A 17,230-nucleotide genomic window follows, 5' to 3' on the forward strand; every position below is an offset into this window, starting at 1 on the left:
AAAAATTAACAAGTTATAATAAGAATATACTAAAAATTCTTTATTTAATCTAGAGGTAGATCATAATATTCTTTATTTAATCAAATAATCTTCTAATATTATTAAACTCCACACTATAATTATACATGCGCATCTCACTACTTAACCCCTTTTGAAGCGAAAACTTCTTCGGAATCAGATACTATTTTAGCAATCTATATTTACCAAGCTATAAGGGTCCCCCTTATTAACCGTTCACTAATGTTTTTCTGCTTACTTTTTTGGTACAGTATACTCTCTACTAATCAATTAATTGCGCTATTAAGCGCATTCTTGTTGACCATAATCCATTCCTTGTAAATAAGCATCATAACATTATATTTTGTTCAAAATCAACTAATCCTACTTAAAAACAATTTAGAACAAGGACTATAAAACAGTCATATAATTATCAATCTCATGTTGATACCAACAGAAAATCAATACATCTCACCCACATTTGACATTGACATATCGACCGAGATTAACATGTCAAATAAGGCGCACCAACTTTATCACTGGTATCCATCGATTAACATTAACATAACATTGACAAGCGGACACTTATCAAAAATGTTTGTACCTATCTAAACTTCAAGATCTATATTAGTTGAACATTAGTCCATTGCAACGGATTGTACGGAAGTAAGTTAATTAATAAACTACCTTTGAAAATGTTTCAATGCTAGTAATACATAAAAAAAGAAACACCATGAAACTATCAATCGCATGTTGATACCGATGAAAAGATAACCGATTTTTAATCTCTTATTTGTTATTGATATGTCAACCGAGATTGACATGTTAGATGATTGTGTTCTTTTGTTATCCATATCATTTTGATTAAGATTGACATAACATTAACAATAAGGTGTCAAAAAAGAAGAAACGTTTATAGCTTTCAAGATTTCAAAATCTATATCGGTTGAGCTTTTTCTTCTGTGGCAGCTTTCTCGAAGTGAATTTAGTGACAATCTATCCTAGAAAATGTTTCGACACCATCAAAACACAGTTAAAAATTTAATCGGGATAATAAATAATGACAGTAATTCAATGATTTTTACCCTTTGTTTATCATTGACCTATAGTCTGAAACAACACATAGAGAAGAATACTGTCTATATTGTTAATGTCATATTAACAATTCGTATTTAACATCAATATGACATTAACAATTAAGTAGTTGAAATACGCATAGATGCAGATCTTGGGTCTTCGAGATCTGCATTAGTTATAAATTTATCTACCACAACAGATTTCTATTGAAAAATAAAAAAGAAACACTTTAAAAGAACTATAATTGTGATTAGAAACTAACAAGAACTCCATACAATGGACAATTTTTTATTAGTGACACCCAAAAATTTAAAAGTTTCCCCTTTGTTTATCATTGATATATAACCTGAGATTAACATGTTAAGCACTTGTTTTCTTTTGTTATCAACATTATTCTAGTTGATATCGATATAACATTAACAATAATGTGTCAAAAAAGGAAAAGTGTTTATAGCTTTCAAGATTTCAAAATCTATATTGGTGAAAATTTTCTTCTGTGACGGTTTTCTCGAATTGAATCTAGTGATGATCTATCCTTGAAAATGTTTCGACACTATCAAAACATAGTTAAAATTTAATCGCAATAATAAATGACGACAGCAATTCAATGGTTTTCACCCTTTGTTTATCATTGATATATAGTCTAAAAGCAATACGTATAGAGAAATGCTGTCTATATTGTTAATGTCATATCAATAATTTGTATTTAACATCAATATGACATTAACAATTAAATAGTTGAAATCTGCATTAGTTAAAAGTTTATCTACCACAACAGATTTCTATTGAAAAATAAAAAAAGAAAACATCCTAAAAGAACTATAATTGTGGCTAGAAACTAACAAGAACTCCATACAATTGACAGTTTCTTATTAGTAACACAAAAAAATCAACAGTTTTCTCTTTATTTATCATTGATATATAACCTGAGATTGACATGTTAATAGGGCTATTTATCAATTAATGGTAGTTTTATATCAACTATCACCAATTCGTATTGACATAACATTAACAATTATCGATTCTAAAATTGAGAATATACAAATAGAGATTTAGATTCTACATCTATTAAAAGGCTTTTTTCTATAGCAAAATTCACTGGATAAGCCGGAGAAGATATCATTCTTAAAAGCATTTTGATAGTAGCCAAAAACAATAAATCGTTTTTTATTACTTCCGATTTAAAAGTAGCCATTGTATGAATCAATTTTGATTATATAGAGATCACTTGTAAAGGGCGGTGACCCCTAGAAAAAGTGAGTTTATATTAAACCGCATTAAAAGTAGTTCAATAACCTATAATAACCTTCATGTGCATTCTAAAGACCCACTGAAACCAATTAACTATACAATTTTTAGTTTTCTACTACCGAGTATCATAAGTTATAATAAATATAGGCCTTTACTTACTATTAGTATGGACTTTTTGTTTTACATTTATACATATTTTTTAGCTTTTAAGTCTTTAAGTTTAATACTATATCTTTATAATTTATTTACAAATCACTCATATTTTCTTATCATTAATATATTGTAGACTAATTTGTTAATTTCATAGCAACAATAACCATTAATGACTAACAAATTATTAACAAGACATTAACAATAGTTAGTTTAAACCCTTATTTATCAACGTCATGTTAATAAGTGATACTTTACATATCAATGATATATTTCATGTCAATGTCAATCGATAGAGGTATTTAGGTTTATATCGTCGAAAAACACTTAACATGTTAATCTCACTTTCTATGTTAATTCCATTTTACTGTCGCCATTATATTTCAAGGAGGTATAACAATGATTGAACAAGGTAACCAAAATACAACTGAACATACTGAGCCAAATAATACAAACTCTAGCCATGAAGATGCTTTTGAAAAAGCATGGCGAATAACAGAGTTTTCAAAACTAGTAGGCCGACATCATAATACTGTATACAATTGGTTCAATATCCTAGAGGAAAAGGGGTTACACGGAACATTAAGAACCAATAATACAAATGAAAAGTTATATAACACACTGGATTTAGACATAGCTTTATTTATCAAGCAAAAGAGGGATGAAAAGTGGTCACTAGATGCAATTATTGATCTTTTACCACATCAATTTGAACTAAGACTAGTTTCTCCAGAAAATCAAACCAGTGAAGTCTCAACCCAATTAAACATGCAGGAAGCTGCAGCGACTATTGAAAGAATAGTAGAGCAAAAGATTCAAATGCATTTACGAAGCATTGAATTAGAGTATCAAGGGAAGTTTGAAGATGCTATACGTGCAGTGCTCCCTGAACCAGAAGACCCTGAAATGTTAAAAGAGCGCCAAAGGCAAGAAAGACTAGATAATATGATAATTCAACATAGAGCGCGTACAGAGTTAAGAAAACAAGCTGAAAGAGAGTGGAGTGCACAACCAGAAGAAACTCGTATTAAAAAAGTTGGTTGGTTTAAAAAAGAGGAAGATCTTGCGAGAAAACAACTTTTCATAGAAAACTATATTGATGAGAACATGATTGAATATATGAAAAGTGTAATGAAAACAGAAAAATAAGCCTGGAAAATTCCAGGCTTATTTTTTATTTTGTTCCAAACATCTTATCTGGATCCATAAATGCGGCTAATTCTTCATCATTTTGCGCTTGTGGTTCTTCATCTTTAACTGGTTCTAATTCAAAGTAATCACCAAAGTTAATATTGAAATCATCATCCGAGTCTTGCGCTTCAATAGTATTAATTTGAGACTTTGTATATTGAATTTGACTTTGTTTTTCTTTAAATTCATTATATTCTTCAACTAATCCTTTAGATAATCGTGATGGTAGTGCATCTGTTTTATAGAAAGTATACACGCTACCCATAAAGTCATTTTTACTAACTAAATAACCATTAAAAACAGTTCCATTGATTGGGAGTTTATTTGTTACTTCTACTTTAGCATCATCCATAAATGAATCATCAATGTTCTTTTGTTCATCTAAAATTGCTAACATGCCAAAATGATGCACCTTTGATGCCTCTAAATCTCCATTTTCATTTGTCTTCATCAGGTCAATTGGATGGTGGAATGAGCTTCCTTTCAATGATTCTGAGAACATATCTACAATTTCTTTACTATTTTCAATTTGATTCATATTACGTGAAACCTTATTAATTACTAAACATCCTGATTTTTCTAGCAAAATTCGTTTAAAGTCTTGGGAATCTAGAATTACTGATGTTCCTGAACCGTTTGCAGCTGTGTTTAACTCATGAATAATATCTCCAATGCGCTGATTTGCATAGTCGCGTGAGTTTGCAATACCTTTTTTCTCATTTTCGTTTAATCCTTTAAACTCATCATAAAAATGTTGGTTATCTCCAAATACAACAAATGCAACGCCTTTAGCTGGATCATTAGCTAACTTCCAAATTTCCTGTGAAAACTTATTTACTTGTCTCAGTACATCAGGTCCATCTGCTCTAACTGGAAGTGTAACTACAATACCCATTTTAATAAAATCTTTACGCTCAATTGCATTATTGAATGCAATTCTTGCATACTTTTGTTGATTTGCTATTAATTCTTCTCTAGGAACTTTCATTGCCATACTTTTAAGTTCTTCCGCGATTACAGGTTTATTATGAAAAGCAGAGAATTCTTCAATTGCTTTAATAATTGTAGATGTACCTGTGCCACCACCTAAACCTGCAAAAAATAGCACTAATTCATCAGATGGTCTTACACGTTCCGTTATAAATTCTTTTAATTTATCTTTAGCTTCATCATTAGATTCTAAAACCTTTACAGCACGCTCAGGATTCTTACCTAAACCACCTAATTTTAGTGAAACTTGATTACTTTTTGGAACATGTTTCAGTTCAGCTAAATCTCCGTCATTACTATTTAATGCAAGACAATTATAAACTGCTGTACCGTCTGTATGTTTATACTCAGCAAACTTATCTACCATTCTAGTTCCAGCTTGCCCAAAACCAACCATAGTCATTTTTACCGCAACTTCGTTTTTCAGAAAGTTTTTCGCCATTATTGTATCTCTCCTTTATTCTATTTACTTATTTTTTACGTTTCTCTAATTCAACTAAAATTTGTTGTCCTCTTATTGTCGAAATTAAGAACTTATACGGATGCATAATCTTTTCTGTTATTAATGACATAGAAGCTAAAGTGCCAACACTTCCCTCTGCTGATCTTCTTGAAATGTTAGTTCTTTCAAGTTCTAACGAATAAGATTTACCCTTAGGCTTCTTTACTCTCCTATCAATAACAACATTTTCTACTATCTCATTTATTGAAATACCTCTCATATACTTTGTCTCTTGGTATTGTTTGTTTACTTGAGATCCTATGTAATGAAATACATTGTACAGTATTTCGTCTTCTTCAATAATGTCTGCGAACATTTCCACAACTTCTTGAGTAAATTTGTTCTGTTTATATTTTTCACTTAATACCTCGTTCAAGTTGTCCCCCCCTTAAAACGTTGGTTAATTATTCCTAAAAATATATTACATCATTATAAGACGTATATCAAGTCATTATATATAAGTCTTATATAAAGTCATTATATACAAGACTTATATAAGACTTGTACGTTTTAAAATTGAATTAATCTCTTATATATCAACATTTAACATATAAGACGTATATGTAAGTCGTTCATATACGTAGTAAACAGAACATGTTAATATCAGATTTCATATAACTAACAATAACTATCGGATACTAAATAAGAATACAGTATTTATGTAGAATTTTATCTAGATTTATATTTTCAATATATGATACTCCTAAAATATAATGCTATTATCATGCTTATTACACTTATACAACCTATATGTACGAACTATATATAAGACTTATATATAAACACCTATAAATAAAGGATTTATATACTTTTATATTAATTTCATGTCAATATAATATTATCACAAATCATTACACGTCTTATTTATAAGACTTATATATAAGGCGTATAAATAAGTCTATAAAAAAAGAGTAATACTTAATAAGTATTACTCTTTTAACTATAAAGTTTTATATAAAACACTTAGTTTATTGAAAATAACTTCATGATCCCGCTTCTTATTTACCAACTCATTTCTCTCTCTGTTGTCAACAGAAAGGAAAGGGGATGTTAATGTCATGTTATATTTAGTTATTTCTTTTATTAATTCCGTAGTTATTTCTGAGATTTGCAGGAATAATACATAAAATTGTGATTCATTTTCATTCAATTGGCTCTCTTTGTAGTTAAGTTCTGTAAACTTCTCAGTATAACTTGTCAATTTCATATCAATATAATCGCTATAACTAACATGTAAAGTCATGATGTTGTTAAACTCAGCCAAACTAATTAATTTCTTTGTTAAACATAGATTTACTAAATAAATCTTGTATACAGCTTTAAATGAAATAACATATTTAGTTCTCTTTTTTATTAATTGGATGTATTCACCGTATTTATTGATTAAATATCTTAATTGATTAGATTTTATCCTCAAAATTCTACTAACTTGTGAGGTATTATACGTTTTATAAGGATCTAGAGCTGCAAACTGTATTGGAATTATCTCATATTCGTTATTTAATGTGTTGATTACTTTGGTATAAAGAAAGTCCGTTTCAAATTCACTTTGTATTATCTTTGTTATTAACCCATATTCAGTGTTCCAATTCCGCATTTTTTCACCCCTTAAATCAGATTGTAACATGCAAAATATAAAATATACACAATTTTCATTTACTTTATTATGTTTATTAACTTATTTCTTTTATGATGTGATTTTTCCTTCTGACAAACAGCTACCTCTACAGAATTAAATAAAATTCAGTTCAATACTTAATTTCATCTATGCAAAAGTATATTCACTGTATATTTTATCTATTTTTGATACTCTACAACATATACGACGAAATACACATGACGAACCCTTATTTCATCATTAGAGTTCGTCATATGTCCTCTTATTTATGTCGAAGTATATATGACGAACTCTAATAACAAATTTCTACTTGATATCATTGAATTTTATTACTCACACCTGACGATACAATATGTGGTTTTAAATCAAGAGTTCATAGGGGATAACGGGTTACTTTTTTGCAAATTTCAGTTAAAATATACTTTAATCATTTTTATGTTCTGAACTGCTTAATTTATCCAACATTAATTGCTTTTATTTCATGACAATTGCACTCGATTTCATGCAAGTTTCCGTATATTATTTCCATATCAAGGGAGTGTTTAAAATTGAAAAAATCATTTGATCATGCCGTTAAATATATCGTCGGGGAAAATGATCGTGGAGTTTATTTTAATCGTTCTGACATTTTTACAGTTTTATTTTTATATGAACAGCGAACAGTATCTCAAATTCAATTACGCAAATTTTATGAATTGATAAGTGGGGATCCTATAAGTCGAACTACATTTTCATCAAAGTTAACTAAGTGGGCAAAAATGAAATTAATAAAAAAAGAAAATATAAGTGTGAGAAAAAAGCGAGGCTTTACATTGGATTTCGTTTCTATTTCTTCAAAAGGGGCTGAAATATTATATCGGTTAAAATTGATCTCTGATTGTAGCACCTCGTATGTTACTAAAAGGCAATATGAACACAATATAGCAATTACGCAATTTATATTAAACTTACTTGAAGCAGAATCAACTAATGAACATACCGGCGCAATTGTAGGTGGTAATGGAGATTATCTATTCCCGCTCAACAAAATTGTGAAGCAAAACTTACAGTTGCCAAACCTGCTGTATTCCACTTCAAATGATGTCCACTTTTTGTACGAAGATGAGGAATACTGCGAAATATTTCAGCCAGAACTTCAATCCGTTTCCTTCCAACCAGATCTACCTCAACTCGTATATTCATTTCGTCCATCTAAAGAGTTTTATCCAGACTCAATGGGAAACCCATTAATAATTCCGGATTGGGTTATTACTTGTAACGATTCTATTATCAATATTGAAGTTGATACAGGATCAGAAAACATTCCGTTTTTAGAAAATAAATTAAAAAAATATCTCGATATTGCTGCTGCTAACCCATCTAAACGGTATTACGTTTTATTCTCTGTTATTGATGATTCCTACCATACCATTTCTACTTACAAAAAACGGACTACACGTGTTACAAATTTAAAGAAAGCTTTTGGCAATATTCCACGTTTAAGTGTAGTGAACAACCTAAATGTTTACGTATGTAATATGGGTAGTTCGGCACTTGTAGTAAATAATATCCTGCAAGAAATTCGCGAAATTAATAGTTCAAACAAAGGTCATCTGCTCAAAAAAATCACCGAATGTTTAAACATAGACCCTTATTTTTCTTATTCAACAGAGTGGATATCTAATAAAAATGAAATCCAAGCGAAAGGGATTCAGCATTATAAACTGCTTGAGCTAACAGATGACATTTTGGTATTTCAAAAAAAATCACCTGCTGAAGAAAAAAATTCTTTAGATTACTTAGAAATAGTTTGTATATTAACAATACTTAAGATAGGGGAGGTTAACGCACACTTTAAATTACAACAATTATCAGGATTGTTGGCCATGCAAAATCAACACCGAACACTAAACCCAATTAAGATTTTGGGAATATATGAAGCGGATGAATTAGAGCATGGGCAGCAGGCCATTTTTACTGACTTGTATCACAATACCATAGCACCAGAGAATATTTTATTGGCTACTTCTGCTGAATTGCTTAATTTCACCGCTGCTTTTTATTCGTTAAAGGAGAGGGTGAAACAAGAATTTGGAGAATGCAGTTCAAAAGAATACTGAACTCAATACAACACCAGGTAATGAGGAAGATCCAAAAGCAGGAAAGAGCAAACAAAAATCCTATACAGTCACAATTGACATTACAAAAAGCTGGAAATATCGTCTAGCAGCTCGCTCATCATACTACGTAATTACATTACTACTGTTACTAGCTTGGTATTTTGCTTTCAGAGGAATATATAAATACGCTTCTTTTTGGTCAATTCAAATGGGAGCTCCATTACCTACGTTAAGTATCTTTGGTAATCCGTTCGATACTCATTATTACATTGAAACTTTTTTTAGCTTTTGGATATTAATTTATACTTGGCAGCTTTCAACTAAGGTTAAGACTTATCAGGAGATAAAACGTAGATGGTTTATTTTCTCAATGATGTTAATCGGAATAGTTGCCCAGTACTTATGGGCGTTTAGTGTTCCATTAGCTAGGATATTCATACCATTCTTAAATTCGAAAGCTGGAGAAGTTTCACTAAATGACAAAGGATTAGAGGATACTATACTTTCAAATTTTAGTAATATCATGCACCTTGTATTTGCTATACCTGTAATTATTATTATTCTCGTACTCTTATGGCTCTTTAAGATTTTTTATGAACATAAAAAAGAGCTATTAGATGAATTCGGTAAATGGGAATACGTGTTTAAAATACCTGGTTGGATGCTTTCCTTTTTGAATGATGATCGCCAACGAAAACTTGCTACTTCATTACACAGATTTTTCACTGAAAAAAAACCTTCAAAACTGCCAGAGCCTGATATCTTTCTCGGCCCTAACAGCGCTACGCGAGAAATGGCAGTAATACAGGGTAAGTCTTTAACACTTAATATAATGATCATCGGTAACATTGGTACAGGTAAATCAGCTGCACTAGGTTTACCAATTGCTAATCAAATTCTTGATTATATGGCTTCAATGATTAATAACTTTAAAGTCTTATATGCAAGAAAAGATTATCATTCAGAGGATGTAAAAGGAACGCAGGTAAATGGTCTTACAGTTATTGAGCCATCTAATGACTTCTGCGAAAAAGTATATAAATTGGTATTAGCACACAAGATTCCCGAAAGTGTTATTTTCTATTTAGATCCAACGAATCCTGATACCCCTTCTATAAATTTTGTACGTGGGCCAGTTGATAAAGTTGCTGAGATGTTATGTTCCGTATTAACGGGGCTCTCTGATAATGGAGCAGGAAATCCGTTCTTCGTTCAATCTGAGCGTTCTCATCTTAAACAACATATTTATTTGTTAAAACTCCACGATTCAAACTTTGAAGCTAGATTTGAACATTTAATCGATATGTATAATGATGCTAACCTCGTTTTTGAGATGCATCTCAAATTAAAAGAACGACTTCCAAATGATATTGAATCTATCCCTGATAGAGATGAACGAAATCATTGGCGCATAATGAAACAGGTGGATGAATGGTTTAATTTAAATTATGTACCTGAAATTTCTGGTGGTCGTGGGGGAGGGGAAGTAGTCTATCATACTGAAGGGAAATACTATGGACAGCCGAAGATTATTGACAAACAAGAAACCTTTGTTCGTGGTTTACGAAACACATTGAATGATATTTCTGCTCAACCATTGCTCCGACGTGTATTATGTGGTCCATCGAATTTTGACTTTGAAAAGCATCTAGAATTTGGTGGAATCCTTTTAATCAACACAGCAAAAGGTGAACTTTCTGACCTATCTGATGTATTCGGTAAATTATGTTTATACGCCGTGCAAAATGCTGTTTTCCGTCGTAAACCTAACGTATCTCCATACCATCCAGTTTTGGTCGATGAGTTTGCTGATTACATTTACAAGGCATTTAAAAGCTTCCCTGCACAATCACGTAAATATAAAGCACCTCTTACTGTTATTGCACAAACAATTAGTCAATTAGCAATTGAACATGGCCCAAGATTTATGGATATTCTATTAGGTACATTTCGTAACAAACTTGTTTATGGTGATGTTACTAATGAAGACGCTAAATTGTTTAGCAAACTTATGGGCACAAAAACAATCTATGAAGCACGTGAAGGTGATCAAGAAATTGATATGGTTACAGCTGAAACGAAAACACAAAGCACACGTAGAACATCATACTCTTATTCGAAAACAGAGGTACCAATTCTTTCTGAAAATGATATATTGATTCAAAAAGCATTTCAGTGTGCCGCTAAAATTGTAAAAGATAATGCCCCACAAGGAGGAATACAAGTAAACGCAAACTTTGTTCCTGCCACAGAGTTTAAAACTGCTAAAATTCAAGTTGATGCAGAGGCAGCTACTTATTGGTTAAAGATTCGAGAAGAGTCGTTAAATGCAGAAATTAAATATAATGATTATGTTACAGATACAGATGTTGATAGTGAAGAAAATGTAATTGAGGAATTAAGCACACCTGCACCTGCTCCTACTGCTATTAAAGGTTGGTTACAGACATTAAATCCTGATACTTACGATTATTATAGTAACGAGGATGAAACTAACAATGAAGTTGAGTTAACTATTAATCAGCCTGTGCAAGATAACTCAAGAAAATCTGCCCCAAGACTTGAAAAAGGGGAGACTACAGCATCAATTCCTACTAACAATACAACAGAACACGTAAAAATTAATGAAGTGGTGAATATTCAAAAAGAGAATGTACCAAATACAGGTACACATAGAGAGCCTATTGATTTTAACAATAAAGCACCAGTTATTACTGAAACTCCTATAGAAGTGCCAAGGACGAAGCATACACCACAGTACAGAGAGCCAGCTTACACATCTACTGTCACTCATAATCAGCAGGAACAGGAAATTCAACGCACTGCAGAAATCAACGGTAAAAATACAACTTCTAACCTAACAATGCAATGGTTGCAACAACAAATGGCCGCTACTGTTTCTCAAGATGATGAAAATACAATATCTTCAGATGAAATGGAAGAAGGCTCTCGACTTCACAAACGAAAAGTGGCAGAAGTAACTCCAGAAAGTGCAGCAATTAAAGATAAACTCAGTCAATATATCGAAGGTGACATTGATCAGGATTGATACGCTATGTATATAATGAAAATATGATACTGAATATTTCTTCGGATAAGAAGGTGTGGGTTGCAAACTCATACCTTCTTATTATTTCATATGCATATTTCCGAAAAGAGATTAGTTCTTTATGCTAAAATTTAATTGAGTTTGTGAAGAAACGAAGGAAAATATTAAACATTAAGATTTGGAGGAAAGACATTGGATATAGACAAATTAAATTTACCCATAGATAGTAAAGATTTTATACTTAATCATCAAATTAAAGAAAATGAATTCGAATGTCTCAATGTGGATTTTTATACTTATTCTAATGGTTTTCTTTTAGATGTAGTAGAATGGACAAAACAAAATGATTTTTCTTTATCTATTTTAGATAAAGAATATACAGAAAATTTTTTAGCAAGTTTAGAGAAGTTTAAATCATACCTCGTTATTGGGAGCAATATGGATTCAGGTAATCTAATTACAATCTACCAGCCTACAGGAGAAATATATGAGTTAGAACATGAAATTACGGAAAGAGTTGAAAGAAATTTTGTCAATTCTTCTATAGAGAAGATGTATTGCTGCTTCAATTGTTTTAAAAATTATTGGGTTCAACTAATAGAGCAGGAACAATACAAAGATCGTGACCTAATAAACACTTTTCATGAATTAAAGAACAAATTAGTGGAATTTGATAATAACATATTAATAAACGATGATGACTATAATAGACAATTTTGGAATTCTTTATATCTAAGCCAGTTAAACTTCCTTTTGGAAAAGTCAAACGAAAAATAGATTGTTTCTAATTGAAATACTTACATGAAATAAACTTTATTTCAAAGCAACAGGAGACTTTTTAAGAAACAAAACCAGAATACGATACAACTTTTACATATAATCGTACTGTTGTCGCTTTTAAATAAAGTCACGGTGTTTATAAAAAAGTTGTGATGTTTTGTCCCTTTGAATCAGTTTATTTAAAGGGAGGATAGTGAAAAGAAGACCTGAACTGAAAGGAGGATTAAGGAACTGTTGAGTAGCAATAAAGTTACTCCACTAAAGGTCCAGATTATGGAATAACTCCTTACTGGTTAAAATTTTAGAGAAGAAAAATAAAAAACCAGTAAGGAGTGGTTTCTTAATCTCGCATTGCCCCCGCCTCTCGGGAAGTCATTGCTCCTTGTCCTTCTCTTACATCATTTTGAATTTCTTGTTTTACTTTTTGCGCATCAGTTTCAGCAAAATTTGGTTTCATAATAGAACCAGACTTCTCTATAGATTTTTTATGATGTTGCATACAAACCCTCCTCAATTTAACGTTTAACAATCTTATTATTTACAAAAATACACTCGGTATACCCCGAGTAGTTGAACGAATTTCACGTAAAGTAAAGGGGGGGGGGAAATTAAATAAGTGGTTTCTGATTTTAGGAATAGCCAATAGAAATTATTCCACAATCGAGCGCGATTATGGAGCAATACAGGCAGAAAATGATCAAACTAAAAAGAAGCAGGTACCTCTGTAATAAGGTATCTGCTTCTTTTCACATAGATTCTATAATCATTTGTCTTTCATACCACTTGTTAAGTTTTTCATTAACACTTTTTGAAATGCGTTTCATTTTTTTATTACAAAATCTTGATAGCGTAGCAGGGGATAAACCTATTTCATCTGCTATCTCACGCATTGTTCTATTTTGATGCATATGCTGATACATAATTTTTTCTCGAATCATGTCTTCTGATCCTTCAGTCGTTTGTTTTACTGTATCTGCAATATAATGGTCATCCTGCTTCTCTTGCATATCTATAGCTTTTTTCTTTACCATACTATCTATATTGTTCATCAATTCTTTTGGAGGTAAGATAATGATTCCCAGTTTTTCATAGTAATTCTTAAACCAATTGCGTTCTCCTATCTTTGTTTCATCCAATTCTTCTGCATATGCCCAATGTGAAATGACATTTTCTTTTTCTAGGTCAATTAAAACATTTTCTAATTGTTCTCGAATTCGGTGTGGGCGTCCAGACGTAGTTTTGATACCAATTACAGATAGTAAACCTTTTTCCCCACCAATTGAGTATGGTCTTTTTAAAGTACTGTATTGCTGGCGGATTCTCCACTGCCATGATAAATAACGTATTAACCGTTTATGAAACTTGTGTCTATAGCTATTATATTCTAGTGCTTTTTTCGATAATAAAGCAGTTGTAATATTAGAACCATACAAATACCCCGACAAGAAGCTGCCTGGTTTAATCTTGCAGGATTCTATCCCCATATATTCATTTGTGTTCTTATCTCTCCATAGCACTACAGAATCTAGTACAAAAAGCCTTTTGATAACTTCACGTTTCACTTCGAATTGCTTTCCAGTTTCTGCTCGATCGTTCAGTACTACAACTTCATTATCATCATTCAAATAAATAAAGATACTAGCCAAAGCTGCAATACGTTGCGCTATTTTTATCTTATCTTCTGCACGATAATATTCTACACCATTTGCAGATGCTTTTGGCATATTGCACAATTCCAATACATTTTCATAACTAAAGTCTATAAATTCGTCTGGGGATTTAGCTTGATTTAGCCACTGGATTGTAATAGTATCCAAACAATCTGCTGTAAGATCATCCATATTACTAATTACTCCATCAACCAATATAGACCATCTTTCTGCTTCGTTTGTGTTAACTAGTCTCAAATCCTCGTCCTTATGTGAGGATAGTTGTGCAACTCCGCTTGAATTTTTCGTTTCTAATGGTAATACCGGGTTTGCTGCTGCTTCATCTTCTTCAAACTGATTTTTTGCTATTCCATCACGTAATTGATAATACATTGCGTCATTAGTTACAGGATAGTAATCATCAGATATATCTTCTATATGTTCTTTTACCTGACTATCTTCAAAAATTGAAATTTGAGTTGGTTCAACTGCTTCAACTTTTTCTCCAAATTCTTGTTCAATGATCTTATCTAGTACATTTTGAATCTCAATTTTATATTTATTCAGATTGGCATAAATGTTCAACAACGATATTCCTTGCTCTTGTTTCTGACCTAACCAAGAAACAAGTGTTGAAAAGGAAGGGGACATATTAGCTGATGTTACTAATTTATCGTGATTCTCTTGTACTTCATTATAATATTTATTCCATTTGGTCCATAACTGCTTATTTTCTTCATAAATTGGAGCAGCAAGTAGGAGGGCATCACTGAACAATACTAATACTTTCTCCATATTTAAATACCTCCTAACAATGTTCATTATGAATATAATTTGAATCTTAAAAATGTGAAACGTCATAGCTATATGATGGCTACACAGCCGTAAAGTTAAAGTGTTTTCAGAATAATCTGTGCGGAATTATGATTTATTATATACTTTAGCATAATCACTTCATATCTTATGTGCTTGTCTTTAATTATTTGAACTACTCACCAATTAACATCCTCACAGACTGTTTGAATTGTGAGATTCCTAAGTACGGAACCCTAACGGTTTCTAATTCATTAGGCTATCCCCGTAGTTCCTACGGTTAAGAGACGAATGGCTTCATTTCTAAGATTGAGCGCTGCGTTCCGATCTCTATCGTGATGTGTGCCACAAGAAGGACAATCCCACTCACGAATGGTTAAATTTTTAATATCTTTGTTTTTGTAGTCACAATTGGAACATAATTGACTAGAAGCAAATGTTTTAGATACCACAACCACTTGTTTGCCATACCACTTTGCTTTATATTCCAACATTGTTCGAAATTGTGACCAAGACACTTCACTAATCGCTTTTGCAAGCTTTTTATTTTTGAGCATGTTACTGACTTGTAAGTCTTCCATGCCGATAACATCGTGGTTTTTGATGATATCAGTAGAAAGTTTATGTAAGTAATCAGCTCTTGTATTTGCAATATGTTCATGGATCCTTGCAACCTTCACACGTTGTTTATTCCAGTTGGAAGAACCTTTCATTCTTCTAGAAAGGATACGCTGTGCTTTCGCTAACTTTTCTTCTAATGTACGGAAGAATTTAGGATTCTTATATGTTGTCCCATGAGAAAGAATAGCAAAATCTTTTAGCCCCACGTCGATACCAACAGATGAACCTGTTTTTTCGACTGGTTGTACTTCTGTTTCTGTAAGAATAGAAACAAAGTATTTACCGCTTGGGTAACGTCTAATTGTAGCATGTAGGATACGCCCTGACACTTCACGACTTTTGGCAAATCTAACGAAACCAAGTTTAGGTAACTTTATTACATTACCTGTAATGGTGATATTACGATTTACACATTTGGTTGTATAGGATTGTACTTTATTCTTTTTAGACTTGAATCGTGGAATCTCATTCTGTTTCTTAAAAAAACGTGAAAAAGCATCTGCGAGGTTTTTCAATGTGGATTGAAGAGCGATACTATCTACTTCTTTTAACCAAATCGTATCCTGTTTCTTCTTTAATTGAGTAAGCTTAGCAGAGCAAGAGGGATAAGTTAACCCTTTTCCAGCTTCTTTATAAGTATCATTCCAAAGAGCAAGAAAATGGTTAAATACAAAGCGACTGCAACCTATAGTTTTAGCAATTAATATTTCTTGTTTCTTATTCGGGTAGATACGAAATTTATATGCTTTATTTACTAGCATAGGTTGCACCTCACTTTTTCATATTATATCTACAGTATACAAAAAAACGTAGGCCTATGCCTACTGACATCCATCTCCCACCTTTAATTGGGATTTCACACCTTCACATTTTTGAGGAAGGAGTCTTCTGTCAGAATACGAAAAACTGTTCCTATTTATAAAATTACTACTTTACAATACATTTTCAATTGTTGATTGTAAATAAAGTGGCGAAATTTATAAAAAAGATGAGATAATTTAACACTTCAATTAAACTAATATAATGACGTACATTCTTTATTTTTCATTTTATTCATTTATATTGATTCCTTTCTTATCACTTAAATATCTTGCTACATTAGTAAACAACCTTATTATGACTATAACATTTTATTTGAAATCATCTAGCCTTATTGTGGCTATAACTCCTTACTTAAAATTACATAGCTTTATCATGGCTATAATTTCTTACTTGAAATCACGTATCCTTATTGTAGCTAAAACTCCTTACTTGAAACCTCATAGCTTTATCATGGCTATAATTCCTTACTTGAAACCCCATAGCCTTATCATGGCTATAACTCCTTACTTGAAACCCCATAGCCTTATCATGGCTATAATTCTTTACTTGAAACCCCATAGCCTTATCATGGCTATAACTCCTTACTTGAAACCCCATAGCCTTATCATGGCTATAATTCTT

General features: G+C 31.6%; 11 protein-coding genes. 4 read left to right on the plus strand and 7 right to left on the minus strand.

Features of this window, described 5'->3' with window-relative positions; genetic code table 11:
* The first annotated feature begins 2,874 nt into the window (after nt 1-2,874).
* On the plus strand, nt 2,875-3,624 hold the full coding sequence (locus FT637_RS26505) for a MerR family transcriptional regulator (RefSeq protein ID WP_193648798.1): 750 nt from the start codon (nt 2,875-2,877) through the stop codon (nt 3,622-3,624).
* 25 nt (nt 3,625-3,649) lie between these two features.
* On the opposite strand, the gene FT637_RS26510 is transcribed toward FT637_RS26505, so the two are convergent.
* From FT637_RS26510 to FT637_RS26520, 3 genes are all read right to left on the minus strand, one after another.
* Nucleotides 3,650-5,098 carry a cell division protein FtsZ gene (locus FT637_RS26510; RefSeq protein ID WP_193648799.1) on the minus strand — a complete coding sequence of 483 codons (1,449 nt, stop codon included), beginning with the start codon at nt 5,096-5,098 and terminating at the stop codon, nt 3,650-3,652.
* Between the two features lie 28 nt (nt 5,099-5,126).
* On the minus strand, nt 5,127-5,534 hold the full coding sequence (locus FT637_RS26515) for a hypothetical protein (protein ID WP_193648800.1): 408 nt from the start codon (nt 5,532-5,534) through the stop codon (nt 5,127-5,129).
* A gap of 564 nt (nt 5,535-6,098) precedes the next feature.
* A complete protein-coding gene (locus FT637_RS26520) occupies nt 6,099-6,785 on the minus strand; it encodes a hypothetical protein (RefSeq protein WP_193648801.1) in 687 nt (228 codons plus the stop codon).
* A gap of 539 nt (nt 6,786-7,324) precedes the next feature.
* Here FT637_RS26520 and FT637_RS26525 point away from each other — a divergent pair.
* From FT637_RS26525 to FT637_RS26535, 3 genes are all read left to right on the plus strand, one after another.
* Nucleotides 7,325-8,875 carry a replication-relaxation family protein gene (locus FT637_RS26525; protein ID WP_193648802.1) on the plus strand — a complete coding sequence of 517 codons (1,551 nt, stop codon included), beginning with the start codon at nt 7,325-7,327 and terminating at the stop codon, nt 8,873-8,875.
* A complete protein-coding gene (locus tag FT637_RS26530; protein WP_193648803.1) occupies nt 8,847-11,924 on the plus strand; it encodes a type IV secretory system conjugative DNA transfer family protein in 3,078 nt (1,025 codons plus the stop codon). The genes FT637_RS26525 and FT637_RS26530 overlap by 29 nt, the downstream gene beginning before the upstream one ends.
* A 192-nt stretch (nt 11,925-12,116) precedes the next feature.
* Nucleotides 12,117-12,701, plus strand: coding sequence for an SUKH-4 family immunity protein (locus tag FT637_RS26535; RefSeq protein WP_193648804.1), 585 nt, complete (start codon nt 12,117-12,119; stop codon nt 12,699-12,701).
* A 343-nt stretch (nt 12,702-13,044) separates the two neighbouring features.
* Here FT637_RS26535 and FT637_RS26540 read toward each other — a convergent pair whose 3' ends face one another.
* From FT637_RS26540 to FT637_RS30140, 4 genes are all read right to left on the minus strand, one after another.
* Nucleotides 13,045-13,203 carry a hypothetical protein gene (locus FT637_RS26540; protein ID WP_193648805.1) on the minus strand — a complete coding sequence of 53 codons (159 nt, stop codon included), beginning with the start codon at nt 13,201-13,203 and terminating at the stop codon, nt 13,045-13,047.
* 247 nt (nt 13,204-13,450) lie between these two features.
* On the minus strand, nt 13,451-15,148 hold the full coding sequence (locus FT637_RS26545) for a helix-turn-helix domain-containing protein (RefSeq protein ID WP_193648806.1): 1,698 nt from the start codon (nt 15,146-15,148) through the stop codon (nt 13,451-13,453).
* A 272-nt stretch (nt 15,149-15,420) separates the two neighbouring features.
* The gene (gene tnpB / locus FT637_RS26550) at nt 15,421-16,548 is read right to left on the minus strand and encodes an IS200/IS605 family element RNA-guided endonuclease TnpB (protein ID WP_193648807.1); all 1,128 of its coding nucleotides are present in this window, start codon (nt 16,546-16,548) and stop codon (nt 15,421-15,423) included.
* Between the two features lie 457 nt (nt 16,549-17,005).
* Nucleotides 17,006-17,230: hypothetical protein (locus tag FT637_RS30140; RefSeq protein WP_227493974.1), on the minus strand; the 225-nt coding region annotated here is incomplete at its 5' end.

The sequence above is a fragment of the Bacillus cereus genome (assembly GCF_015071065.1).
GTDB classification, from domain to species: Bacteria; Bacillota; Bacilli; order Bacillales; family Bacillaceae_G; genus Bacillus_A; species Bacillus_A cereus_BA.